Below are 22,473 nucleotides of genomic sequence, written 5' to 3' on the forward strand. Positions count from 1 at the left end.
CCCGGCCTACGAGCGCTGCCGCGGTGGGCCCCCCTGGGACGGGCCCGGTCCGTCCTCGCCCAGTCGCCGTGCGAGGCGCTGGATGGCCGAGCGGACGCCGTCGCCGTAGCTGTCGCGGCCGAGCGCGCCCGCCGCGGTGCGGGCGTGGTGGAGATGGTCGCGGGCGGCCTCGCGGTGGTCGAGTTTCGCGTAGTCGGCGGCGAGGTTGAGGTGCAGGGACGGGTACAGGGCACGGGCCGCGGGCGCGCCCTCGCGCTCGGCGCGCCGGTCCCCCGTGAGCTCCTGGGCCGCCAAGAGCGCCCTGAGATCCCAGGCCAGCTCGTCCGCGGGATCGTCCTGGGTGTCGGCCATGTAGTGGGCCAGCGTGCAGCGGTGCAGCGGATCGCCGTCCTCGCCGATCTCCGCCCACAGGGCCAGGAAGCGGCCCCGGGCCTCCTCGCGGTCCCCGGCGTGATGCAGCAGGACGCCCTGCCCGATCCGTGTCAGCACGGCGTCCGACGACGCCTGCTCCTGTCGCTCCACCACCGCACGCCCTCCAGGTCTGTCCCCGGCCTACGCCTCCGCCTACGACGCTAACCGCGACCCCCGCCGATCAGGGCGCCCCCGCGCCCACGTCACCCCAGGTTCGGGATCCGCCAGTCGATCGGCTCGTGCCCCTGTCCTGCCACCGCCTCGTTGATCTGCGTGAACGGACGGGAGCCGAAGAACTTCTTCGCGGACAGCGGCGACGGGTGCGCACCCTTGATCACGACATGCCGGGTCTCGTCGATCAGCGGAAGCTTCCTCTGCGCGTAGTTGCCCCACAGGACGAAGACCGCGGGGTCGGGCCGGCCGGCCACCGCGCGGATCACCGCGTCGGTGAACCGCTCCCAGCCGCGGCCCTTGTGGGAGTTGGCCTCGCCACCGCGCACCGTGAGCACCGCGTTCAGCAGCAGCACGCCCTGCCGCGCCCACGGCATCAGGTACCCGTTGTCCGGAATCGGCGTGCCCAGCTCCTCGTGCATCTCCTTGTAGATGTTGCGCAGCGACGGCGGGACCTTCACCCCGGGGCGCACCGAGAAGCACAGACCATGACCCTGACCCTCACCGTGGTAGGGGTCCTGACCGAGGATCAGGACCTTCACCTTGTCGTACGGCGTGGCGTCCAGCGCGGCGAAGACCTCCTCGCGCGGCGGGTGGACGGGGCCCTTCGCCCGCTCCTCCTCGACGAACTCGGTCAGCTCCTTGAAGTAGGGCTGCAGCAGTTCGTCGCCCAGAACCCCGCGCCAGGACTCGGGCAGCATGGCGGTGTCGGTCACGTCAACGTCCTCACGATGTGCGGTCACTTCCAAGTTCTCAGAACCTACAGGCGACCACTGACAACGGGCTCCGCCCGGGAGAACGCCCCGCCTACCAGCTGGTCTTCCGGGACAGCTCCCACATCATCATGATCGTCGACGGGTCGAGCGCCCGCTCACCGCCGGAGATGTCCTCGCTGGCGCCGACGTACACCTTGCCCTGCCACAGCGGCAGCAGCCGTGCGTCGTTCACCAGGATCTGCTGCGCCTGCTGGAACTGATCGACCACGTTCGCGCGGTCGGCCTCGCGGCGCGACTCGGGCAGCAGTTCCTTGGTGATCTGCGGCACCGGGTAGGGCGTGCCGAGCGCGTTCTGCTCGCCCACGAACGGGGCGATGAAGTTGTCGGCGTCGGGGAAGTCCGGGAACCAGCCGCGCCCGAACACCGGGTACTCGCCCCTCTGGTAGCCCACGACGTACGTCTTCCAGGGCCGGCTCTTCAGGGTGATCGTGAACAGGCCGGAGCCGTCGAGCTGCCGCTTGAGCTCCTCGAACTCCTTGGCCGTCTCCGAGCCGTAGCGGTCGGTGGTGTACCAGAAGGTCAGCGGGACCTTCTCGGTGATGCCCGCGTCGGTGAGGATCTTGCGGGCCTTGGCGACACTGGGGTCGCCGAAGTCGTCGAAGAACGCCGTGGTGTGGCCGGTGAGGCCCTTGGGGACCATGGAGTACAGCGGGTCGACCGTGTCGTCGTAGACGTTGTGCGCGATGGCGGCGCGGTCGACGACCTGCGCGACGGCCTTGCGTACGGCCGGCCTGGCGGACCAGCGGTCCTTGGGGTTGAACACCAGATAGCTGATGTCGGTGCCGGCGCCCTCCACGAGCTGGAGGTCCTTGGTGTCCTTGCGCTGCAGGGAGATGATGTCGTCGGCGCCCAGACCCCGGTAGGTGACGTCGATCTGCTTGTCCCGCAGCGCCTTGACCATGGCGGCGGAGTCCTGGAAGTAGCGGATGGTCACCGCGTCGTTTCTTCGGTCGGCGAACCCCTTGTAGCGGTCGTTCCTGACCAGCTCCGCCTTCTTGCCCTCGTCGTACTCCTTCAGGGAGTACGGTCCGGAACCGTCGACCTCGTTGTCCTCGCGCAGCGAGCGATCAGGGTAGTCGTCGGGGTCCACGATCGACATGGCAGGTGTGGCGAGCACGAAGGGGAAGGTGGCGTCGGGCTTGTTCAGCTTGAAGACCACATCCCGGTCGCCGGTCACCTGCACCTGGTCCAGGCTGTCGAGCAGCCCCGCCGGGCCGCCGGCCACGTTGATGGTCCTGATCCGGTCGATCGAGTACTTGACGGCTCGCGCGTCCAGCGCGTGCCCGTCGGCGAACTTCATGTCCGGACGCAGTCGGCAGCGGTAGGTCTGGTAGCCGCTGTCGGTGAACTCGCAGCGCTCGGCGGCGTCCGGCTGGGGCGTGGTCGCGCCGTTCGGGTAGGCCAGCAGGGTCTGGTAGATGTTCCGGAAGAGCTCCCAGGAGCCGTCCCAGGAAGCAGCCGGGTCCAGGGTGCTGGGGGCGCTCGTGGTCCCGACGACGATGGGTCCCTTGCCCTCCGGGTCGCCGTGGGAGAAGACGCCGCAGCCGGCCACCAGGGACATGGCCGCGGTCACCACCGCCGGCCGCAGGCATCGGTTCCGGTTGGACACGCGCACGCTCCTCGATCTGCCATACCAAGGGGTCGGGGTCGGCAGACCATACCGCAGAGCCCCACCCGCTGAACCTGCTTCGGAGGGGGCTCTTGATCGGTTCGAAACATGACGACGTTGTCATTCCGGCGAACGCGTGCCGGCCGTCGGCGCGGGCGCCGATTCCGCCGCCCGAACATCGACGAAGCCGTATGTCGACGAAGGGACGAAGAGACGGAATCGGCGCCCGGCGCGCAACCGGGTCCGCCGGCGGGTCAGCCCACCCCCGCGTTGAGGAAGATGCCGCCGTCGACGACGAGCGTCTGGCCCGTGACCCAGTCGGACTGCGCGGAGGTGAGGAACGCGGCCGCGCCGCCGATGTCGGAGGGCACGCCGAGCCGGCCCAGCGGGTAGGAGGCGGCCGCCTCCTCCTCCCGGCCCTCGTACAGCGCCTTGGCGAACCTGGTCTTCACCACGGCCGGAGCGATCGCGTTGACGCGCACCCTCGGCGCGAACTCGTGCGCCAGTTGCTGGGTCAGGTTGATCATCGCCGCCTTGCTGACGCCGTAGGCGCCGACGAACGGCGAGGCCGACAGGCCCGCGACCGAGGCGATGTTCACGATCGCGCCACCGTTGTCCTTCTGCCAGGCGTGCCAGGTGCGCTGGGCGAAGCCGAGCGCGGAGACGACGTTGGTCTCGAAGACCTTGCGCGCCACGTTCAGGTCGAGGTCGGCGATCGGTCCGAACACCGGGTTGGTGCCCGCGTTGTTGATCAGGAAGTCGACGCGGCCGAACGCCTCCATGACGCGCTCGACCACCTCGGCCTGATGGGCCTCGTCGTGGGCCTTGCCCGCGACCGCGACGGCCCGGTCGGAGCCGAGCCTCTCCACGGCCTCCTTCAGGGCGTCCTCGTTGCGGCCTGTGATGCACACCCGGTCGCCCCGGGCGACCAGCGCCTCGGCGATGCCGTATCCGATGCCGCGGCTCGCGCCGGTGACGAGGGCGACCTTGCCGGAAAGTTCAGTCATGTCCGTGATCCCTAGTCGAGCGGCCCGCCGGCCACGTACAGCACCTGGCCGGAGACGAAGCCGGCCGCGTCGCCGGTGAAGAAGGCGATGGCGTTGGCGATGTCCTCCGGCTCGCCGACGCGCTGCACCGGAATCTGGGTGGCGGCCACGGCCTTGAAGTCCTCGAAGCCCATGCCGACGCGCTCCGCGGTGGCCTTGGTCATCTCGGTGGCGATGAAGCCGGGTGCGACGGAGTTGGCGGTGATGCCGAACTTGCCGAGCTCCTTGGCGAGGGTCTTGGTGAAGCCCTGCAGACCGGCCTTGGCCGCCGAGTAGTTGACCTGGCCGCGGTTGCCGAGCGCCGAGGACGACGAGAGGTTGACGATCCGGCCGAAGCCGGCGTCCACCATGTGCTTCTGGCAGGCGCGGCTCATCAGGAAGGAGCCGCGCAGATGGACGTTCATGACGGTGTCCCAGTCCGAGACGCTCATCTTGAACAACAGGTTGTCGCGGAGCACACCCGCGTTGTTGACCAGGATGGTGGGCGCGCCGAGTTCCTCGGCGACGCGCGCGACCGCCGCCTCGACCTGTGCCTCGTCCGAGACGTCGGCGCCGATCGCGACGGCCTTGCCGCCGGCCGCGGTGATCTTCTCCACGGTGTCCTTGCAGGCGGCCTCGTCGAGGTCGATCACGGCGACCGCGCGTCCCTCGGCGGCCAGCCGTACGGCGGTGACGGCGCCGATGCCGCGCGCGGCACCGGTGACGACGGCGACCCGCTGCTCAGTGGTGGACATTGGTGCTTCTCCTCGCCCTTGAGAGAACCTGATCTACGGTGAGCGACCGCTTAGTACCTTTGGTGGGTGCGACGCTAGAAGCCGTGGCACCCGGTGTCAACGGCCCTCCGGGTGCATGTGATCCATTACCTCACCAGAAGGTCCAGCAACCGCTCGGCCTCCGCGGCCGGGTCGGTGGTCAGTCCGGTGTGCACCGGACCGGGCTGGACGATGGTGGAGCGGGGCGCGACCAGCCAGCGGAAGCGCCGCCCGGCGTCGTCGCCCGCGGCCTGCCCGGCCGCCGCTCCCCCGGCGCACACGCTCTCGATCGCGGCGAGCGCGGCGCGCACGCCCGCGACGTCCGCGTGCGGGTCCAGGGCGAGCAGCCGGGACTCGTCCAGGTGAGTGCGGGCGCCGACGTAGGCGCGGGCGCGGCTGTAGACGAGTACGCCCGCGTTGACGCACTCGCCACGCTCGACGCGCGGGACGACGCGCAGCAGGGCGTACTCGTAGACGTCGCGGTCGTCCGTCCGGCCGCCCCGGACGATGTGGCGGTCGCCCGCGCGGCCGCCTCCGGCGAGGTGACGCTCGTTCACCGTGCCTCCTCGATGCCGTGGATGCGCTCGTGGATCACGGCGGCCCGTGCGAGCAGCGGTCGTGCGTAGGCCCGCCGCAGGTCGTCGGGCGTGTCGAAGCCGGGCTCACCGGTCAGCCAGGCGTCCGGGACCTCCGCGGTCACCTCGGCGAGCAGGTCCTCGGTGATCAGGGGCGCCAGCCGCTCCGCGGCGGCGGCGACGTCCGGCGCGAAGGGCGCGAGGACGTGCTCCGAGGCGTCGTACGGCCGGCCGGCCGAGGCCTGCGCGCCGGGCCAGTTGTGGTGCCAGATCATTGTGGCGCCGTGGTCGATGAGCCACAGTTCACCGCGCCATCTGAGCAGGTTGGGGTTGCGCCAGGAGCGGTCGACGTTGTTCACCAGCGCGTCGAACCAGACGATCCGGCCCGCCTCCTCGGCGTCCACCGGGAAGGCGAGCGGGTCGAAGCCGAGCGCTCCGGAGAGGAAGTCCATGCCGAGGTTGGTACCGCCGCTGGACCTGAGCAGTTCCTGCACCTGTTCGTCGGGTTCGCCGAGCCCCAGCACCGGGTCCAGGTCGACCGTCACCAGGCCGGGCACCCGCAGTCCCAGCCTGCGGGCGAGTTCCCCGCAGACCACTTCGGCGACGAGCGTCTTGCGGCCCTGTCCGGCGCCGGTGAACTTCAGGACGTACGTCCCGAAGTCGTCGGCCTCGACGAGCCCCGGCAGCGAGCCGCCCTCACGCAGCGGGGTGATGTAGCGGGTCGCGATGACGTCCTTGAGCACCGCCCCACTTTACCGGTGCGGCGCCGGTGCGTTCGGCGGCCGGCGGATTCACCACCGGCCGGGGTCCGGGCCCCATCTGAACACCGGATGCCCGCCGCCCGTACCCCTGGACGTACCGGGACGCTCCGCGCGGAACCCGCGTGGGCCTGCGCGGAATCCGCTCGGAACCATTCGGAACCATATGGAGAGGGGAACGTCGACATGACCAGTGAATCGCTTCACCCCCAGGGGGCACCGGCCCGCCGCACGGTGGTGGCGGCGGTGGGCGCGGCGGGGCTCGCCGCCGCGCTGACCGCGTGCGGATCGGAGGACACGTCCGGCTCCGGTACGTCCACCACCCAGAACGGCTCCGGCACGGCGGGCGGTTCGGGCGGTGACGGCGCCGCGGCGGGTTCCGGTGGCACCGCGCTCGCCAAGACCTCCGACATTCCGGAGGGCGGCGGCAAGGTCTTGGGCAGCGTGGTGGTCACGCAGCCGGCGAAGGGCGAGTTCAAGGCGTTCTCCTCGACCTGCACCCACCAGGGCTGCGCGGTGAACCGGATCGCCGACGGCGTGATCGTCTGCCCGTGCCACCAGAGCGAGTTCTCCGCCGCCGACGGCAGTGTCAAGAAGGGCCCGGCCCTGAAGCCGCTGCCCGCCAAGGACATCACGGTCGCGGACGGGGAGATCAGGCTCGCCTGACACCCGCGGGGGTGGGGCGAGTCGTAGCGGGGGGGTCGTCGGAGGGTGCCCCCGCGCATGGGAGAGGGGAAGAGAGAGCCGCATGACCGTCACTCAGCGCCGGGGCCGGAAGATCATGATGACGCCGGGCGAGCTGGACGAGTTCCTGACCACCCAGCGCACCTGCCGGGTCGCCACCGTGTCACCCGGCGGCGCTCCGCACGTGAGCGCGCTGTGGTTCGTCTGGGACGGCACCTCGTTGTGGCTCTACTCCGTGGTGCGCAGCAGGCGTTGGGCCGACCTGCGCCGCGATCCGCGGGTGGCCGTGATCATCGACACGGGCGAGGAGTACGAACAACTGCGGGGCGTGGAGCTGTCCGGCACGGCGGAGGTCGTGGGCGAAGCACCGCGCACCGGGGAGCTGTGCGCCGAACTCGACCTGCCCGAGACGCTGTTCGCCCGCAAGAACTTCGGCCTGGAGGAGATGCCGTACGACGGCCGGCACGCGTGGCTGCGGCTGACCCCGGAGAAGATCGTCTCCTGGGACTTCCGCAAGCTGGGCTCGGTGTAGGACGGGCGGACGGGCTCGGCGCTGGACGGCGGCTGGGCCCGGCGCAGGCGCAGGAAGGGCGGCGGGGCCGGGGCGGGGTCTCAGGTGATCCGCGCGCCCACCGTCCGAAGGGCGTCGACGGCCGCGCGGATGGAGGGCCGGCGGTCGGCGTCGGCGCGCCAGACGGCGTAGATGTGCCGTCGCACCGCCTGCCGCACCGGGACGGTGCGCACCCCGGCGGGCAGCGGCCCGCGCCCCAGCCGGGGCGCCACGCACACGCCGAGACCGGCGGCGACCAGGGCGAGCTGGGTGGCGTGCTCCTCGGCCCGGTGGGCGATGCGCGGCTCGACGCCCTTGGAGCGCAGCGTGTCCAGCAGCCACTCGTCGCAGAACTCGGCCTCGCCCCAGGTGACCCAGTCGTCGTCCGCGAAGTCCTCCAGGTCGACCTCGGCGCGGTCGGCGTGCGGGTGCGCGACGGGCAGTGCCACGTCGGCGGGGTCGTCGAGGATCGCGGCCCGGGTGAGCCCGTCCGGCACGGGCAGCGGCTTGTTGTACCAGTCGAGGACGACGGACAGGTCCACGTCGCCGCGCAGCACGGCGCGCACGGCGGCGGCCGGCTCCATCTCCGCGGTGCGGACCCGCAAGCCGGGATGCCGGTCGCGCAGATGGGACAGGGCGGCCGGGAACAGCCCGCGCGCGGCGGTCGGGAACGCGCCGAGGCGCAGCTCGCCGACCACCTGCCCGCGCTGCGCCTCCAGATCGGCCTGGGCGAGCTCGACCTGGGACAGGATGCGCGTCGCGTGCTCGGCGAGCAGCCGGCCGGCGTCCGTGAGCCGGACTCCGCGGCCGTTCTTGGCCAGGAGCTGCTGGCCCACCTCCCGCTCCAGCTTCGCCATCTGCTGGGAGACGGCCGACGTCGTGACGTGCAGCCCCTCCGCGGCGCCGCTGACCGAGCCGTGTCGCGCGAGGGCGTCAAGAGTGCGCAGGCGCTCCAGATTCAACATATAAGCGATGCTACGAGATATCCCACGCGAATTCTCGATTGTGCTACGAGGTCATGAGCGTGCATCGTACGACCATGAGCAGCACCTCGCCCGCCTCCGCGACGTCCCCGCAGTCCCCGCCCGGCCCCGCAGGACCGGCCCGCCGCCCCGTGCACTGGCGGGTCCGTTTCGCCTTCCTGTCGCTGGTCTGGGGCTTCAGCTTCCTGTTCATGAAGGTGGGCACGAACGGCTTCGCCCCCTTCCAAGTGACCCTCGGGCGGCTGGTGTTCGGCACGGCGGTGCTCGCGGTGGCGATGGCGGTGAAGCGGGAGCGGCTGCCGCGCGGCGGACGCACCTGGGGGCATCTGGCGGTCGCGGCGCTCTTCCTCAACGCGCTGCCGTTCTCGCTCTTCGCGTACTCGGAGCTGACGATCCCCTCCACCCTCGCGGGGATCTGCAACGCGACCTCGCCCCTGTGGGGCATGGCACTGTCCCTCGTCGCCCTCTCCGAGGACCGCCCGACGCGGCTCCGGGTCGCGGGCCTCGGGCTGGGCTTTCTCGGGGTGCTGACGGTGCTCGGCGCCTGGCAGGGCTTCCACGGACTGGACGCGAGCGGCACGGCGATGGCTCTGCTGGCCTCGCTGTGCTACCCGGTCGGCTGGATCTACGTCCGCCGCACCCTGGCGGGTTCCACCGAGTCGCACCTGTCGTTGACCGGCGGGCAGTTGCTGCTGGCCACGGTGCAACTGGCCATCGTCACACCGCTGTTCACCAGCGCTCCGGACCACCTGCCCGTCATGCCGCTGCTCGCGATCGCCGCCCTGGGCGCCCTGGGCACCGGCTTCGCGATGCTCGTCCAGTACGGGCTGGTCGCGGAGGTCGGGCCGACGACGGCCCAGATGGTCACGTACTTCGTCCCGGTGATCGCCACCGCGGCCGGCGTCGCCGTGCTCGGGGAGAACCTCACCTGGTCGACCCCGGTCGGCGCGGTGATCGTCCTGGCGGGCGCGGCGCTGACGCAGGCCCGCCCGAAGAGCGGCGGCACGTCGGCCCGGCCCGGCACACCCCGGCCGGACCAGGCACCCGCCTCCGCCCCGACGACTCCCGAGTCACCCTCCCGCCCGGAGCCGTCCACGACGGCCTAGCTAGGGGCCACAAGAGGAGCGGTCGCCTCGGATCCGGGCGTGGGACCGGGAGGGCCGGACGAGGATCCGCCGCCGAGCCGAGAAGGGCGACGCCCGGCTCCGTCCCAGGACCACGAAGGCCCGACGCCCACCCCACCGCAGGACCACGAAGGCCCGGCGCCCCCATGCTCCCTAGACGTAACTCCGCGCGGGCGCCGGGCGCAGGGCCGTCGCCACCGCGTCCGCGAGCCGCTCGGTCTCCTCGTCCCGCAGGGTGGAGACGGTGATCCGGATGGCGGGCGGGGCGGCGAGCCGGTAGCGGGCGCCGGGGGCGACGGCCCAGCCGGCGTGCAGCAGGCTCGCGACGACGCCGGTCTCGTCCGGCACGGGCACCCACACGTTCATGCCGCTGCGCCCGTGGGCCGCGATGCCGCGGTCGGCCAGCGCGCCGGTCAGCAGGTCGCGGCGCCGCCGGTAGGCCGCGGCCACCACGTGCGAGTCCAGGGCGCCGTCCGTCCACAGCCGCACCACGGCGCGCTGGAGCAGGCGGCTCACCCACCCGGGCCCGAGGCGTTGCCGGCCGCGCACCCGGTCGACTGTGGTCCCGTCCCCGGTGAGCACGGCGAGCCGCAGGTCGGGGCCGTACGCCTTGGCGACCGAGCGCAGGAAGGCCCAGTGCCGGGTGGCACCGGCGAGCGGATGCAGGGGCAGGTCCACGATGCCGTGGCCGTGGTCGTCCTCGATCAGCAGCGTCTCCGGATGCTCCCGGAGGACGGCCCGCAGGGCACGCGCGCGCATGGCGCTCACCGCGGCGCCGGTCGGGTTCTGCGCCCGGGCCGTGACGATCAGCGCGCGGGCGCCGTCCGCGAGGGCACGACGGACGTCGTCGGCGCGCGGGCCCTCGTCGTCGACACCCACCGGCACCGTGCGCAGGCCCAGCGCGGGGACGAGGTCGAGGGTGCGGCCCCACCCGGGGTCCTCGACGGCGACGGTGTCACCGGGCTTGAGGCGGGCGGCGAGAACGCGCTCCACCCCGTCCAGCGAACCGGACAGGACGGCGACCGGACCGTCCGGCACCCCGTCGGCGTCCAGCGCGGCACGGGCGATGCGGGCCAGCTCCGGCTCCACGGCCACGTCCCCGTAAAGCACCGGCTCGTGGTCGCCCAGCGCGGCGGCCGCCATGAACGCGGGTGCCAGCGGCGGCAGCAGCGCCGGGTCCGGGTTGCCGCTCGACATGTCGCGCACACCCTCGGGCACGTCCACGCGGACGCTGTCCCGTCCGGTCGTGGCGGGCGCGGACCGCACCCGGCTGCCGCGGCGCCCGGCGGTCTCGATGACCCCGCGCTCGCGCAGGATGCGGTACGCGGCAGCGACGGTATTGGGGTTCACCCCGAGCTCGACGGCCAACTCCCGCATGGGCGGCAGCGGTTGGCCCGGCTCCAGGTCTCCGGAGCCCACCGCGCGCTCGACGCTCGCCGCGATCTCTGCTGCGCGTCGCCCCTCGATCCGATACTCTCCTAGCACAAAGCAGATTATGCACTAGTGCAATGGAGAGCACAAATGCGGGAGACCCAGCCGCCGGCGTCGCCGTCCGCCGCCTACGCCCCGACCGACCGGACCGTTCCCACCCGCTCCGCCGACCGGGCGTCCTACGACAGGGAACTGGTGCACGCGATACTCGACGAGGGCTACGTCTGCCACCTCGGTTTCGTCCGCGACGGCGCGCCCGTGGTGCTGCCGACGCTGTACGCCCGGGTCGGCGAGCGGCTCTACGTGCACGGTTCGACGGGCTCGCGCCCGCTGCGGATGGCCGGCAGGACCGACCCCGGGCTGCCGGTCTGCCTGACGGTCACCCATGTCGACGGCCTGGTCCTGGCCCGCTCAGCCTTCCACCACTCGCTCAACTACCGTTCCGTGGTGGTGCACGGCACCGCCCACCAGGTCACCGACCCGGAGGAGAAGCGCGCCGCGCTGGACGCGCTGGTCGACCACGTGGTGCCGGGCCGCTCCGCCGACTCCCGCCCCGCCAACACCAAGGAACTGGCCGCGACCGCCGTGCTCCGCCTCGACCTGGACGAGGTCTCCGCCAAGCTGCGCACCGGCGGCGTGAACGACGAGCCCGAGGACCTCTCCCTCCCGCACTGGGCCGGCGTGATCCCGGTCGACAGGCAGTACGGCACCCCGCTCCCCGCCCCCGACCTGACCCCCGGCACGGAGCTTCCCGGCTATCTCACGGCGCTGTGACGCCGGTTCACGCGTGAGACGCGTCCGCATCCCGGGGGCAGCCGGGCGGACCCGCCCCAATGGCGACCCGGCGGGGTCCCCCCGGTGGCGGGTCCGCGGCGCGGGGCCCTCCCGTGTCAGGCGAGGACCGGTTCCTTCGCCGGCGCCCGTGCTCCCCGCGCCTCCGTCAGGGCGAGGCCCGCGACCGAGCCGAGCATCAGGGCGGTGCCGAGAAGCGTGCCCGGTGTCAGGTGTTCGCCGAGCAGGGCGACGGCCAGCACCGCCGCGCTGACCGGCTCGAGGAGCATGATCACCGAGACCGTGGCCGACCGCACGGCGGCCGCGCCCGCGAAGTAGAGCGCGTAGGCCAGGGCCGTGGGGACCGAGGCGATGTACGCCAGCAGCCACAGCACCTGTACGGGGTCGCCGGTGTGCGGCACCAGCCCTTCCCGCAGCGCGAACGGCAGCAGGCACAGGCTGGTGACCGCGAACGCGCCGAGGGTCGAGCCGGAATGACCGGCTCCGCCGTCGCGGCCCCACCAGCGCGTCAGCAGCGTCATCGCGCAGTAGCCGGCCGCCGAGAGCAGGGCGAGCAGCACGCCCCAGGGCCGTACGGCGGCACCGCCGCTGCCCAGCACCAGCACCCCGAGACCGGCCAGCGCCCCGGCCACGGCGGCGAGGCCGGCCCGGCCGAGCCGTTCGCCCATCGTCAGCCGGGCGCCGAGCGCGATGAGAACGGGCCCGGCGCCGAGGGTCACGACGGTCGCCACCGCCAGTCCGGTGGCCGCCACCGCGGCGAAGTACGCCGTCTGGAACACGGCGAGACCAACGCCGGTGGCACCGGCCCGCAGCAGCCGGCGGCCGAGCGGCACGGGCTCGGCCGGCCGCACGCGCGGCCGCAGCAGGCGCGCGACCAGCAGCAGGACGAAGCCGATGGCACAGCGCCAGAAGGACAGGGTGACCGGCCCGATGTCACTGGTCCGGTAGACCAGCGAGGCGGCCGCGCCGGCGGTGCCCCAGGCGGCACCGGCGACGATCAGATAGAGCAGGCCGCGCCCGACGGGCAGGCCGAGAGAAGCATGGGACATGAGTCGTCTCCGCAGAGGTGCAGAAGTTCGGGAGGCAGAACCCCGTCGGCCGGGGTCCTGCGGACTTCCTCTGCGGGCAGCACCGCTCGGCCCGGCTCACCAGCCGGGCACGTTCACCGGAGGCCCGCCTCAGGCGGCCGGAGGCGGAAGAACGAGTGCGTCCGAATGCATGATCCGCACTCTAGGCGGCCGTTCCCCGGGCCGACAACTCCCTTTCCGCCCCGCCGCTCGCCACCGGCTCCGCCGAGCCCTTCGACGGTGCGGAGGACTGCGCGATGAACGCGCCCAGCAGGACGACCGCGCCACCGACGACCTGCGGGGCCGAGAGGCGCTCGCCGAGCAGCACCCAGGCCAGCACGGTCGCGATGACCGCCTCCAGGCAGGCCACCACCCCGGCGACCTGCGGCGAGAGCCGCCGTACGGAAAGCACCCCGGTCACGTAGGCGAGGACCGTGGCGACCAGCACCACCCACAGCAGGAGGGCGATGGCCGGGACCGACGTGCCGTTCATGTCCGCGCCGTGCGCGAGCACCGACCAGTCCATGCTCCAGGGACGCGCGACGACGGTCAGGACCGCGGCGCCGATCAGCAGCCCGTAGGCGATGACGCCGAGCGGGTTCGGGGCCTCGTCGCCCGCGTCTCCGCCCTGGGCGGAAAGCACGAAGTAGCCCACCTGGCAGCAGGCCGCGCCGAGCGCGAGCAGCAGTCCGAGGACGTCGAAACTCAGGCCGGACCACACCTCGACGACACAGGCGAGTCCTCCCGCCGCGAGGACCACGCCGAAGGCGGCGGCCCGGGTGACCGGCCGCCGCTGTACGAACCGGACCCAGCCGAGCACCAGGGCGGGCGCCAGGTACTCGATGAGCAGGGCGACCCCGACGGGGATCCGGGAGAGCGCGGCGAAGTAGCAGGCCTGGACGCCGGCGACGGCGAGCAGGCCGAACCCGGCGAGCAGGGCGGGGCGGGTGCGCAGCAGCGCGCGGTGGCGCACGGCGAGCGGCAGCATGACCAGGGCCGCGCCGGTGGCGCGCAGCCACACGACGTGCAGCGGGTCGAGCCCCGCCTCGATCAGCGGTTTGGCCGCGACGCCGGAGCCGCCGAAGGCGACCGCGGACACGAGCGCGAGACCGAGCCCGACCCCCTTGCCGGAACGGCCCTGACTGATCTGAGACGTACGCACCGGCACATGATGACAGGCGATGACATGACCGTCACCTTCGATGGCACCTGTCTCATCGCATGGACGGCGACATCGCCGGGCATACCGGGTGAAAGGCCTGGAACCATCCGTCTCAGCGGACGGGCCCGCCGCCCGTCGCGTACTCCCCCGGACACTCCTTGGCATCGTTGTCCAGCCGCGCGGCCAGCTCCCGCGCATCGATCGCGGCACCGGTGAGCACCTCGACGGCGCGCGCCCGCGGGTCCGCGACGATCCCCGCCAGCAGGTCCATGCCGCGCGCCAGGTCGTCGCCGCGCCGGGCGGCGCGCTCGCAGGCGTGCTCCAGGGCGGCGGAGGCCGCCGGCGAGAGGCCGCCGGCCTCCGTCACCACGGGCAGGGCGCCCGAGTCCTCGACCGCGCCCTGCCAGCGCAGGCCGTATCCGATGCTGCGCTGCACCAGGTAGCCGAGCAGCCGGGCGATCCGCGGTCCGTCGAACACGGCGCGCACCTCGGGGTCGGACTCCAGGAGCGTGTGCAGCAGGTGGGCGGTGTCGGTCTGCCGGTCCCCGTCCCGGACCGCCCTCCTGCGGGCACCGGCGACCACCGCCGCCAGTTCGGCACTGAGCCTGGCGTCGTCGTCCGGACGAAGGGCGTCCTGCCCGGAGGGCGGCTGCCGGGGAACACTGGATTGCACATCGTCCAGCTCACCAGCCTCTCCGGCTCCGGTCATCCCCGGCGGGAAGCATTTCGGCGTCCCACGGGAAGTGGACCCGTGGAGATGAAATCTCCTCCTTACGGATGAGATCGGGACGCATCCCCACAGCGGCTCCCCGGGGAGCGCACAGACACGCGGGACCCGGTCACCCCCCGATAAGGAGGGCTCCCGGGTCCCGTTGCCGACCGCGGTCCTCGTCGACCGCCGTTCCTCGTCGGCCGTCAGTCCTCGTCGGCGAGGATGAGGTACAGCTTCTTGCGGGCCTCGTTGATGACGCCGAGCGCCTTGTCGCGCTGCTCCCTGCTGCCGGTCTTCCACACCTGGCCGAAGGCCTCCATCAGACCGAAGCCGGCCTGCCGGATCTCACCGAGGGCCTCCCAGTCGACGCCGCGCGAGGCCTCCTCCCAGGGCGCGTCCGGCCCCTCGTCGGCCGCGGTACGGCCCGCCTCGGTGAGCGAGAACAGCTTCTTGCCGCCCTCGCTCTCGCTGACGATCAGCCCCTCGTCCTCCAGCAGCTGGAGGGTGGGGTAGACCGAGCCGGGGCTGGGCTTCCACGCGCCGCCGCTGCGTTCGGCGATCTCCTGGATCATCTCGTAGCCGTGCATGGGCCGGTCCTTCAGCAGGGCCAGGATCGAGGCCCGTACGTCACCGCGCCGGGCCCGGCCACGCGGTCCGCCGCGCCCTCGCCCGCCCCAGTGCCCCGGGCCGAAACCGGGGCCGAACCCCGGTCCGCCCGGTCCGAAGGGCCCGAAGGCCGCCCGGCGCTCCTCGAAGCCGCCGCGGTCACGCCGAGGTCCGCCCTGCCGGTGCCCGTGCTCGTATCCGTGGGTACGCATCGCAACCACTCCATTCCATCGTTGATCCGTCGCGATGCTTCAACGATATATCGGAACAGTTCGTTCGGCCAGCCCCTCCGAACTGCGGCGTTCCCTGTCCCGAGGCCGCCGGCCCCGGATTGGCCTTGGTCCGCCGTTCGCCGGAGGCCGTACGGTCGGGGCATGCGAATCCGAATCGTCGACGCGTTCACCGACCGCCCCTTCGCCGGCAACCCCGCGGGGGTGCTGTTGCTGGACGCCTTTCCCGGTGACGACTGGCTTCAGAAGGTGGCGCTGGAGGTCAACCACGCCGAGACGGCGTTCGCCCACCGGCTGCCCGAGCGCGGCGAGGCCGACTGGGCACTGCGCTGGTTCACGCCCGCCACCGAGGTCGCGATGTGCGGTCACGCCACCCTGGCCACCGCCCATGTCCTGCGCACCACGGGTGCCCACGAGGGACCGGTGCGCTTCGCCACCCGCAGCGGAGTGCTCATCGCGAGCCCGGCCGGCGACGACGCGATCACCCTGGACTTCCCGACCGCCCCGCTCACCGCGGTCGACGTCCCCGACGGGGTCGCCGGGGCCCTCGGCGCCGAACCCCGCACCGCCTACGACACCGGGGTGAACGTCGGCGACCTGATCGTGGAGCTCGCCGACGAGAAGACCGTCCGCGGCCTCGCCCCCGACCACAAGGCCCTCGCCGCCTACTCGGCGCGCGGCATCATCGCCACCGCCCGCGCCGAGGACCCCTCCCGGGGCTACGACTTCGTCTCCCGCTGCTTCTTCCCCAACGTCGGCATCGACGAGGACCCGGTCACCGGCAGCGCCCACACGGCCCTGGCCCCCTACTGGTCCGAACGCCTCGGCCGCACCGACCTCACCGGACTCCAGGCCTCCGCCCGCTCCGGCCTCGTACGCACGGAACTGCGCGGCGACCGCACCCTGCTCACCGGCCACGCCGTCACCGTCATCGAGGGCGACCTGCTCGTCTAGGAAACTTGTCCAGGAAAACCGAGGGGGCGTACGACCGTGTCGTACGCCCCCTGGCAATCTCTCCCTGCCGCTCACGCCGTCGGCAGCCAGCCCACCTTCCCGGCCAGCAGGGCGTAGCCCACGAACGCGCCGATGTCGAGCAGGGAGTGCGCCACGAGGAGCGGGCCGACCCGGCCCCACCGCCGGTACAGCCAGACGAAGACCACGCCCATCACCAGGTTGCCGACGAAGCCGCCGACGCCCTGGTAGAGGTGGTACGAGCCGCGCAGTACGGAACTGGCCACCAGCGCGGTCCCCGGGGTCCAGCCCAACTGCCCGAGCCGGCGCAGCAGATAGCCGACGACGATAACCTCTTCGAGGACGGCGTTCTGCAGCGCGGACAGGATCAGCACCGGGAACTTCCACCACACGGCGGGCAGCGCCTCGGGCACCACGGTGAGGTTGAAGCCGAACGCGCGGGCGGCCAGGTAGAAGGCGATCCCGGTGCTGCCGATCACCGCCGCGACCAGTGCCCCGCGGCCGAGGTCCGGCCAGGGGCGGGTGCGGTCGAAGCCGAGCGTGCGCAGGCTGCGCCCCTCGCGCAGCAGGAAATGGGCGACGAGGGCCACGGGGATCAGGGCGGTGGCGATCCCGAACAACTGCCAGGCGAGGTCGAGCCAGGGACGGCCCGGGGCGGCGGAGGCGTTGAGGGTGGCGGCCTGGTCCTTGAGCCCACCGGGCTTGGTGACCGAACCGACAAAGCTGATCAGCGCGGACACCCCGCTCGCCCCGAGCGAGAGCCCGAGGACGAGCAGCGTCTCGTCGCGCAGGATCCGCCGCGACGGTGGCTCCAGTGGTTGCGAGTCGCCCACCGGCTGTGAATCCGCCAGCACACCTGCCTCCAGTTCGGTCGTCCCGCCGCGGGGCGCGCCACCCCGCCGCACGGGTACGGCCGGATTCCGGCACGGCTGCGCACGCCCGGCGCCACCGTCGTGGGACGTCACAGCTTGCCCGATCCCTTCCGCGCGGGCACAAGTGCCCCCCGCCTACGGCGAGGCGGCACGACAGGCCGGGCCTCCGCGGATCCAGGCACAGCGGATCCGCGGTCGCCGTAGGACAGGCACTAGCCTGCCGGAACCGGTTCGGGCAGGCCGATCGGCCAGGTGTGGGCCGGCTCGCCGAGCTTCGTCAGCTCGCGGTAGCGCCGGGTGGTGGCGGCCAGGGCGGCCTCCCGGCCGACCCCCTGCTCCAGGGCCCGGTGGAAGGTGGCGGCCTGCCACTCCGCGCCGTTGGTCCGGCGCCGGCACCGCTCCTCGATCACGCCCAGGTACAGGTCCCGGTCGGCGCGCTCCACGCCCCAGGCGGTCAGTCCGGCCTCGGCGAGCGGGAGCAGTTCGTCGCGGACGAGCGTGACGGCGTCGACCTCGGCCGTGCCGGAGTGGCGCCCGCGCCGGGGCCAGGTGAACCGGGCGTCGATGCCGTGCCGGCAGGCGGCGTCGAAGTTCGCGGCCGCGGCCTCGAAGGGCAGCCGGGTCCACACCGGCCGGGGCTCGTCGGCGAGGGCGCGCACGAGCCCGTAGTAGAAGGCCGCGTTGGCGATCACGTCGGTGACCGTGGGTCCGGCGGGCAGCACCCGGTTCTCCACGCGCAGGTGCGGCACTCCGTCCGCGACGTCGTAGACGGGGCGGTTCCAGCGGTAGATGGTGCCGTTGTGCAGGACCAGCTCGGCCAGCTTGGGCACGCCGCCTGCGTCCAGCACGTCGAGGGGGTCCTCGCCGTCGCAGATCGGCAGCAGGGCCGGGAAGTAACGCAGGTTCTCCTCGAAGAGGTCGTACGCCGAGGAGATCCACCGTTCGCCGAACCAGGTGCGCGGCCGCACGCCCTGGGCCTGGAGCTCGGGCGGGCGGGTGTCGGTGGACTGCTGGAACAGCGGCGGCCGCGACTCCCGCCACAGCTCGCGCCCGAAGAGGAACGGTGAGTTGGCGCCGACGGCTATCTGCGCGGCGCAGGCCGCCTGAGCCGCGTTCCACACGTCCGCGAAGCGGCCCGGGGTGACCTGGAGGTGCAGTTGCACGGAGGTGCAGGCGGCCTCGGGCGCGATGGACTTCGAGGTGCAGGTGAGATGCTCCACGCCGTCGATGTCGAGGGTGAACTCCTCTCCCCGGGCCGCCACGATCTGATCGTTCAGCAGCACGTAACGGTCGACGTCGGAGAGATTGGAGGAGACCAGGTCGTCCCGGCCGAGGGTGGGCAGAATGCCGATCATCGCTATTCCGGCGTCCACCTCGCCGGCTTTTCGGTCGGCATATGCCAGTGACGTCCGCAGCTCCTCGGCGAGCTGGTCGAATACCCGGTCGCCCAAGCGGTGTGGGGCGATGTTGACTTCCAGATTGAACATGGCGAGTTCTGTTTGGAAGTCACGACTCGCGATGCGCTCGAGAACTTGCGCATTCAGCATTTTCGGCATGCCGTCGGGGCCGACGAGATTCAATTCGATCTCCAGCCCCATGAGGTTCTTCGGCCGGTCGAACCTCGTCTCGTCCAGCAACCGCTCCAACCCGGTCAGGCACCGCCGCAGCTTGTCGCGGTAGCGGTTGCGGTCCGACAGCTCCAGCTGGCCCGCGACGACCTTCTCCCCCATCGCAGCGTCCCTCCTCGCAGGGCGGCCCGAAGATCCGGCCGCCGGGGTCCCGGTCAGGTGGTCAGGTTGGATGATGCCCCGCCAACGCGATCGATAACGTCCCGCTTCCGCCTCGCACCGACTACTCTGGTCCGTGTGACCGGAGGCACATTCACGGGGCATGCGGCAACCAGCAGATTCGGGTACCCCATGAAACTCGTGAAAAACGCCGACAAGATCAGGCCGACCGCCATGCGGGCACAACCCGAGGTCATCGCGATACGGCTGACGCGGAGCAGGGATGATTCCCGATTGACTCCGACCGAATAGGCTCTTGCCGTTCACATCGAAAACAGCTAGGCGAAACACCACCTGAACATTTGTCGTATAAACTCTGCTCCACGGCAGAAGTTGGCACCCACAGCCCTGAACCCTGTCAGGAGCCCGTGAGGCAGGCCACGCCCCACACCCCTCGCTCGCCCGAGCCCGGCCCCAGCCTCCTCCTGCCCTGAGAGCTGACAACGCCGTCCGCACCCAGCCCGCCCTCGCGCCACCGTGCCTGTCGAATGAGAGGCGACCCACCATGCCGCTGCATGTCCCCCCGGCTCCCGCGCCCGCCCTGCGCTCCGTTCTCACGGCACTCGATTCACCCACCGCGGTCCGCGATGCCGGATCCCCCGGGCTTCGCTCCGCCCAGGAACCCACGACCCCCGAGCTTCCCCTGCCTGTGCACGTCCTGGACCGGATCACCCCCGAGGGCATCACCGCGACCAGGCTGGCCGGGTGGCGCTTCCTCATCCGCTGCGGCGACCACGCGGTGGCCGCGGCCGAGACCGTGCTGACCCCCGACGGCTGGACCTTCTCGCACTTCTTCGAGGGCCCCTACGTCACCTCCACCGAGCGCGCGCTGCGCCAGGCGGAGGCCCTGGGCCAGCCCTACCAGCCGCGACTGCTGTCCATACCCAGCCTGTACATGCTCACGTTGTGGCTGCACGGCGACCTCTCCGACGACGGCACCACCGGCCACCCGGCCGCCACCGACCTGCTCGTGCCGCTCGCGCCGGCCCCGCCCGGTATCGCGGCCCACCTTCCGCACCGGGTCGCCGACCTGCTCCCGGTCCTCACCCACCGGGTGACTCCGATCCGGCTCATGGGCTCCCCCGCCTGACCTCCCTCCCGCCGATCGGCGCCGTACCCCGCTGCCGGAGATCCCCGGCGGCGGGGTACGGCGCTGTTTCAGCCATCCGGCCGCACATACGCTCGTAGCAGGCGGAACCCGCTCGCACGACCGCGTTCGCGACCGGGGGTCCCATCGGACTAGCCCCATCCGGCCAGTGCGAACCATCCCAAGAGGCGGTGCGCCCGGGGTGAACCGCTCGTGCGTGTGACGCGTCTCCAACCGGTGAGAAGCGGTGCTGCGAAATCCCTGCGGAATCAGGCCCGTGGGGGAACACTGGTTTCGGACCGACTCGACGGGGGGCGGCCATGGAGAACACCATCAGCCGCGGGACACGCACGACAGCCGACAGCGATCACACGACAGAGCGAAAGAACCCCTCAATGTGCCAGCACCAGCCACCGTGCCCGTCAGCCGACTCCGCCGACCGGGAATCCGCCCGTCTCGTGGCGCACCACCCGGAGCAGGGCTGGAGCCTGCTGTGCAACGGCGTCCTGTTCTTCGAGGACACCGGTGAGCTCCTGCCGGACGGCCAGATCATCGCCCCGCACCGTCCGCTGGGCGCCGACCGGGTGGTGACCGCCGCCTAGTGCTGCGACCGGGCGGATTTCGTGAACCGCCCGCGGATCACCAGGGGCCGGCGCGCACCCGCGCGAACCGGCCCCGACGCGTGTCCGGGCACGGCCACTCCCGGTGTCCTCCCTGTGACACGGTGGCCGTCCGGGTTCACACCGTTACCAACCGCAACACGACGCCGGGTCAGCCCTCAACAGCACGGCGCGGGTGCCGCGGCCGGTAGTCGAACCAGTCGAAGGCGGCGCTGCCCTCGGTGGCGTACATGCCGATCACCCGCCCGGTGAAGCCGGCCGCGACCTGGGTGGACAGGTAGCGCCCGTCGAGTTCGGCCAGCGTCCGCGTGCCCTCCGGGCCCTCGATCAAGAACGCGATCACGTCCGGGCCGGCCGCTCGTACCCCGGTCGCCGCCGCGGCGCCGGTCGCCGACAGGTCCGGGACAGTGACCGTGGGCGGGGGCACGTCGTCCGTGCGGATGTCCACGACGAGGGTGAGCGGTCCGGGCGGCACCGGATGCTCCGCGATCCGCTGCCGCAGCGGCCCGATCCGGGCGACCACGCCCACCACTCCCCCGCCGATCTCCACGTCGTAGTGGTGCGCCTCGTCCAGCCTGACGGACAGGCCGGCCCGGCCGGAGACCGCCTCGACACGCGCCGCCACCCGGCAGTCCGGGTGCTGCTGACGGCGTCCCACGAAGGTGTGGCCGGGCCGGTCGAGGCTGTCGCCGGTCGCGTGGAGGGTCAGCCGGCCGGGACGCTCGCTCAGCGACCAGGAACCCTCCGGTCTGCTGCGCGGGGAGATCCAGAGCGGCGCCAGGGACGTCGCGTCGAAGTCGTCCCGCTCGGGCTGCGGCGGCAGGGGGTGCCAGGCCGCGGGCGCCGGATGCCGCTCACGCACCGGGCCGACCCGCGGCCAGCCGTCCACCCACTCCACCGGGGTCAGGAAGGTCTCCCGGCCGAGCACGTGGAACTCCGGGAACCAGCCACCGGGCCGGGTGCCGAGCAGCACCATCCACCAGGTGCCGTCGGCCGCCTGCACCAGGTCGGCGTGGCCCGTGCACTGGATGGGCAGGTCGGTGCCGCGGTGGGAGAGAACCGGGTTGTCCGGCGCGGGCTCCCAGGGGCCGCGCGGGGATCGGGCGCGGGCGATCGAGACGCCGTGCCCGTGCCCGGTGCCGCCCTCGGCCAGCAGGAGGTACCACCAGGCGCCGATCCGGTACAGGTGCGGCGCCTCCGGGTGCTGAAGCCCCGTACCCGACCACGCGGGCAGCGGACCCTCCAGGACCTTGCCGGTCACCGGGTCGATCCGGGCCACCGACACGCCCGCGACGGCGCACCAGCAGGAGCCGTCCTCGTCCCAGGCGAGGTCGGGGTCGATCCCGGGCAGGTCGATCCAGACCGGGTCCGACCAGGGCCCCAGCGGATCCTCGGCGCTGACCAGGAAGGTGCCCCCGGCCGCGACATTGGTGGTGATCACGTGGAAGCGGCCGTCGTGGTGGCGGATGGTCGGGGCGTAGATGCCGGCGGAGGCCGGGAGGCCGTCCGGCAGCTCCAACTGGCCCGGCCGGTCCAGCACGTTGCCGATCTGCCGCCAGTGCACCAGGTCCCGGCTGTGGAACAGCGGGACCCCTGGGAAGTACTCGAAGCTGGAGCACACCAGGTAGTGGTCCTCGCCGACCCGGCACACGCTGGGGTCGGGGTGGAAGCCTCCGATGACGGGGTTCTCGTACAT

The 22,473-nt window shown here is 72.3% G+C and carries 23 protein-coding genes; 7 read left to right on the forward strand and 16 right to left on the reverse strand.

Features of this window, described 5'->3' with window-relative positions:
- Positions 1-6: 6 nt before the first annotated feature.
- The 7 genes from OIE49_RS06960 to OIE49_RS06990 form a co-directional block, all read right to left on the reverse strand.
- The gene (locus OIE49_RS06960; protein WP_326801569.1) at positions 7-525 is read right to left on the reverse strand and encodes a hypothetical protein; all 519 of its coding nucleotides are present in this window, start codon (positions 523-525) and stop codon (positions 7-9) included.
- Positions 526-614: 89 nt separating this feature from the next.
- Positions 615-1,298: a uracil-DNA glycosylase gene (locus OIE49_RS06965; RefSeq protein WP_326801570.1), complete on the reverse strand. Its 684-nt coding sequence runs from the start codon at positions 1,296-1,298 to the stop codon at positions 615-617.
- Between the two features lie 91 nt (positions 1,299-1,389).
- On the reverse strand, positions 1,390-2,967 hold the full coding sequence (locus OIE49_RS06970) for an ABC transporter substrate-binding protein (protein WP_401847582.1): 1,578 nt from the start codon (positions 2,965-2,967) through the stop codon (positions 1,390-1,392).
- A 254-nt stretch (positions 2,968-3,221) separates the two neighbouring features.
- Positions 3,222-3,974 carry an SDR family oxidoreductase gene (locus OIE49_RS06975; RefSeq protein WP_326801571.1) on the reverse strand — a complete coding sequence of 251 codons (753 nt, stop codon included), beginning with the start codon at positions 3,972-3,974 and terminating at the stop codon, positions 3,222-3,224.
- A gap of 11 nt (positions 3,975-3,985) precedes the next feature.
- The gene (gene fabG, locus OIE49_RS06980) at positions 3,986-4,747 is read right to left on the reverse strand and encodes a 3-oxoacyl-ACP reductase FabG (protein WP_326801572.1); all 762 of its coding nucleotides are present in this window, start codon (positions 4,745-4,747) and stop codon (positions 3,986-3,988) included.
- A 125-nt stretch (positions 4,748-4,872) separates the two neighbouring features.
- Entirely contained in the window at positions 4,873-5,322 is a 450-nt protein-coding gene (locus OIE49_RS06985; protein WP_326801573.1) for a DUF3037 domain-containing protein, read from the reverse strand.
- Entirely contained in the window at positions 5,319-6,083 is a 765-nt protein-coding gene (locus OIE49_RS06990) for a HipA family kinase (RefSeq protein ID WP_326801574.1), read from the reverse strand. Before OIE49_RS06990 ends, OIE49_RS06985 begins: the two co-directional genes overlap by 4 nt.
- 201 nt (positions 6,084-6,284) lie before the next feature.
- Between OIE49_RS06990 and OIE49_RS06995 the strand changes: the two genes are divergently transcribed.
- Positions 6,285-6,764: a Rieske (2Fe-2S) protein gene (locus OIE49_RS06995; protein ID WP_326801575.1), complete on the forward strand. Its 480-nt coding sequence runs from the start codon at positions 6,285-6,287 to the stop codon at positions 6,762-6,764.
- An 82-nt stretch (positions 6,765-6,846) separates the two neighbouring features.
- Positions 6,847-7,314, forward strand: a complete 468-nt coding sequence (locus OIE49_RS07000) for a pyridoxamine 5'-phosphate oxidase family protein (protein WP_326801576.1) — start codon at positions 6,847-6,849, stop codon at positions 7,312-7,314.
- 80 nt (positions 7,315-7,394) lie between these two features.
- Here OIE49_RS07000 and OIE49_RS07005 read toward each other — a convergent pair whose 3' ends face one another.
- Positions 7,395-8,297 (reverse strand): LysR family transcriptional regulator, encoded by a 903-nt coding sequence (locus OIE49_RS07005; protein ID WP_100567247.1) that lies wholly within the window; start codon positions 8,295-8,297, stop codon positions 7,395-7,397.
- Positions 8,298-8,371: 74 nt separating this feature from the next.
- Between OIE49_RS07005 and OIE49_RS07010 the strand changes: the two genes are divergently transcribed.
- Positions 8,372-9,421: a DMT family transporter gene (locus OIE49_RS07010; protein WP_326801577.1), complete on the forward strand. Its 1,050-nt coding sequence runs from the start codon at positions 8,372-8,374 to the stop codon at positions 9,419-9,421.
- Positions 9,422-9,592: 171 nt separating this feature from the next.
- Here OIE49_RS07010 and OIE49_RS07015 read toward each other — a convergent pair whose 3' ends face one another.
- Positions 9,593-10,924: an aminotransferase class I/II-fold pyridoxal phosphate-dependent enzyme gene (locus tag OIE49_RS07015; protein WP_326801578.1), complete on the reverse strand. Its 1,332-nt coding sequence runs from the start codon at positions 10,922-10,924 to the stop codon at positions 9,593-9,595.
- A 36-nt stretch (positions 10,925-10,960) separates the two neighbouring features.
- On the opposite strand from OIE49_RS07015, the gene OIE49_RS07020 reads away from it, so the two are divergent.
- Entirely contained in the window at positions 10,961-11,644 is a 684-nt protein-coding gene (locus OIE49_RS07020) for a pyridoxamine 5'-phosphate oxidase family protein (protein ID WP_326801579.1), read from the forward strand.
- Between the two features lie 116 nt (positions 11,645-11,760).
- On the opposite strand, the gene OIE49_RS07025 is transcribed toward OIE49_RS07020, so the two are convergent.
- From OIE49_RS07025 to OIE49_RS07040, 4 genes are all read right to left on the reverse strand, one after another.
- Positions 11,761-12,711 (reverse strand): DMT family transporter, encoded by a 951-nt coding sequence (locus tag OIE49_RS07025; RefSeq protein ID WP_326801580.1) that lies wholly within the window; start codon positions 12,709-12,711, stop codon positions 11,761-11,763.
- A gap of 181 nt (positions 12,712-12,892) precedes the next feature.
- Positions 12,893-13,897, reverse strand: coding sequence for an EamA family transporter (locus OIE49_RS07030; protein ID WP_326801581.1), 1,005 nt, complete (start codon positions 13,895-13,897; stop codon positions 12,893-12,895).
- A 106-nt stretch (positions 13,898-14,003) separates the two neighbouring features.
- Complete coding sequence (locus tag OIE49_RS07035) at positions 14,004-14,600, reverse strand: peptidase (protein ID WP_326801582.1); 597 nt, start codon at positions 14,598-14,600, stop codon at positions 14,004-14,006.
- A 206-nt stretch (positions 14,601-14,806) separates the two neighbouring features.
- Entirely contained in the window at positions 14,807-15,421 is a 615-nt protein-coding gene (locus OIE49_RS07040) for a PadR family transcriptional regulator (protein WP_326801583.1), read from the reverse strand.
- A 162-nt stretch (positions 15,422-15,583) separates the two neighbouring features.
- Between OIE49_RS07040 and OIE49_RS07045 the strand changes: the two genes are divergently transcribed.
- Complete coding sequence (locus OIE49_RS07045; protein ID WP_326801584.1) at positions 15,584-16,393, forward strand: PhzF family phenazine biosynthesis protein; 810 nt, start codon at positions 15,584-15,586, stop codon at positions 16,391-16,393.
- Positions 16,394-16,464: 71 nt separating this feature from the next.
- Here OIE49_RS07045 and OIE49_RS07050 read toward each other — a convergent pair whose 3' ends face one another.
- Together OIE49_RS07050 and OIE49_RS07055 are read right to left on the reverse strand one after the other, a co-directional pair.
- On the reverse strand, positions 16,465-17,265 hold the full coding sequence (locus tag OIE49_RS07050; RefSeq protein WP_326801585.1) for a CPBP family intramembrane glutamic endopeptidase: 801 nt from the start codon (positions 17,263-17,265) through the stop codon (positions 16,465-16,467).
- 230 nt (positions 17,266-17,495) lie between these two features.
- Complete coding sequence (locus tag OIE49_RS07055) at positions 17,496-19,013, reverse strand: glutamate-cysteine ligase family protein (RefSeq protein WP_100567238.1); 1,518 nt, start codon at positions 19,011-19,013, stop codon at positions 17,496-17,498.
- Between the two features lie 562 nt (positions 19,014-19,575).
- On the opposite strand from OIE49_RS07055, the gene OIE49_RS07060 reads away from it, so the two are divergent.
- Together OIE49_RS07060 and OIE49_RS07065 are read left to right on the forward strand one after the other, a co-directional pair.
- Positions 19,576-20,160 carry a hypothetical protein gene (locus tag OIE49_RS07060; RefSeq protein ID WP_326801586.1) on the forward strand — a complete coding sequence of 195 codons (585 nt, stop codon included), beginning with the start codon at positions 19,576-19,578 and terminating at the stop codon, positions 20,158-20,160.
- 392 nt (positions 20,161-20,552) lie between these two features.
- The gene (locus tag OIE49_RS07065; protein ID WP_281155090.1) at positions 20,553-20,759 is read left to right on the forward strand and encodes a DUF5999 family protein; all 207 of its coding nucleotides are present in this window, start codon (positions 20,553-20,555) and stop codon (positions 20,757-20,759) included.
- A gap of 169 nt (positions 20,760-20,928) precedes the next feature.
- Here OIE49_RS07065 and OIE49_RS07070 read toward each other — a convergent pair whose 3' ends face one another.
- A complete protein-coding gene (locus OIE49_RS07070; RefSeq protein WP_326806162.1) occupies positions 20,929-22,473 on the reverse strand; it encodes a glycoside hydrolase family 43 protein in 1,545 nt (514 codons plus the stop codon).

Origin of the sequence: Streptomyces sp. NBC_01788 (assembly GCF_035917575.1) — a bacterium.
Classification (GTDB): Bacteria; Actinomycetota; Actinomycetes; order Streptomycetales; family Streptomycetaceae; genus Streptomyces.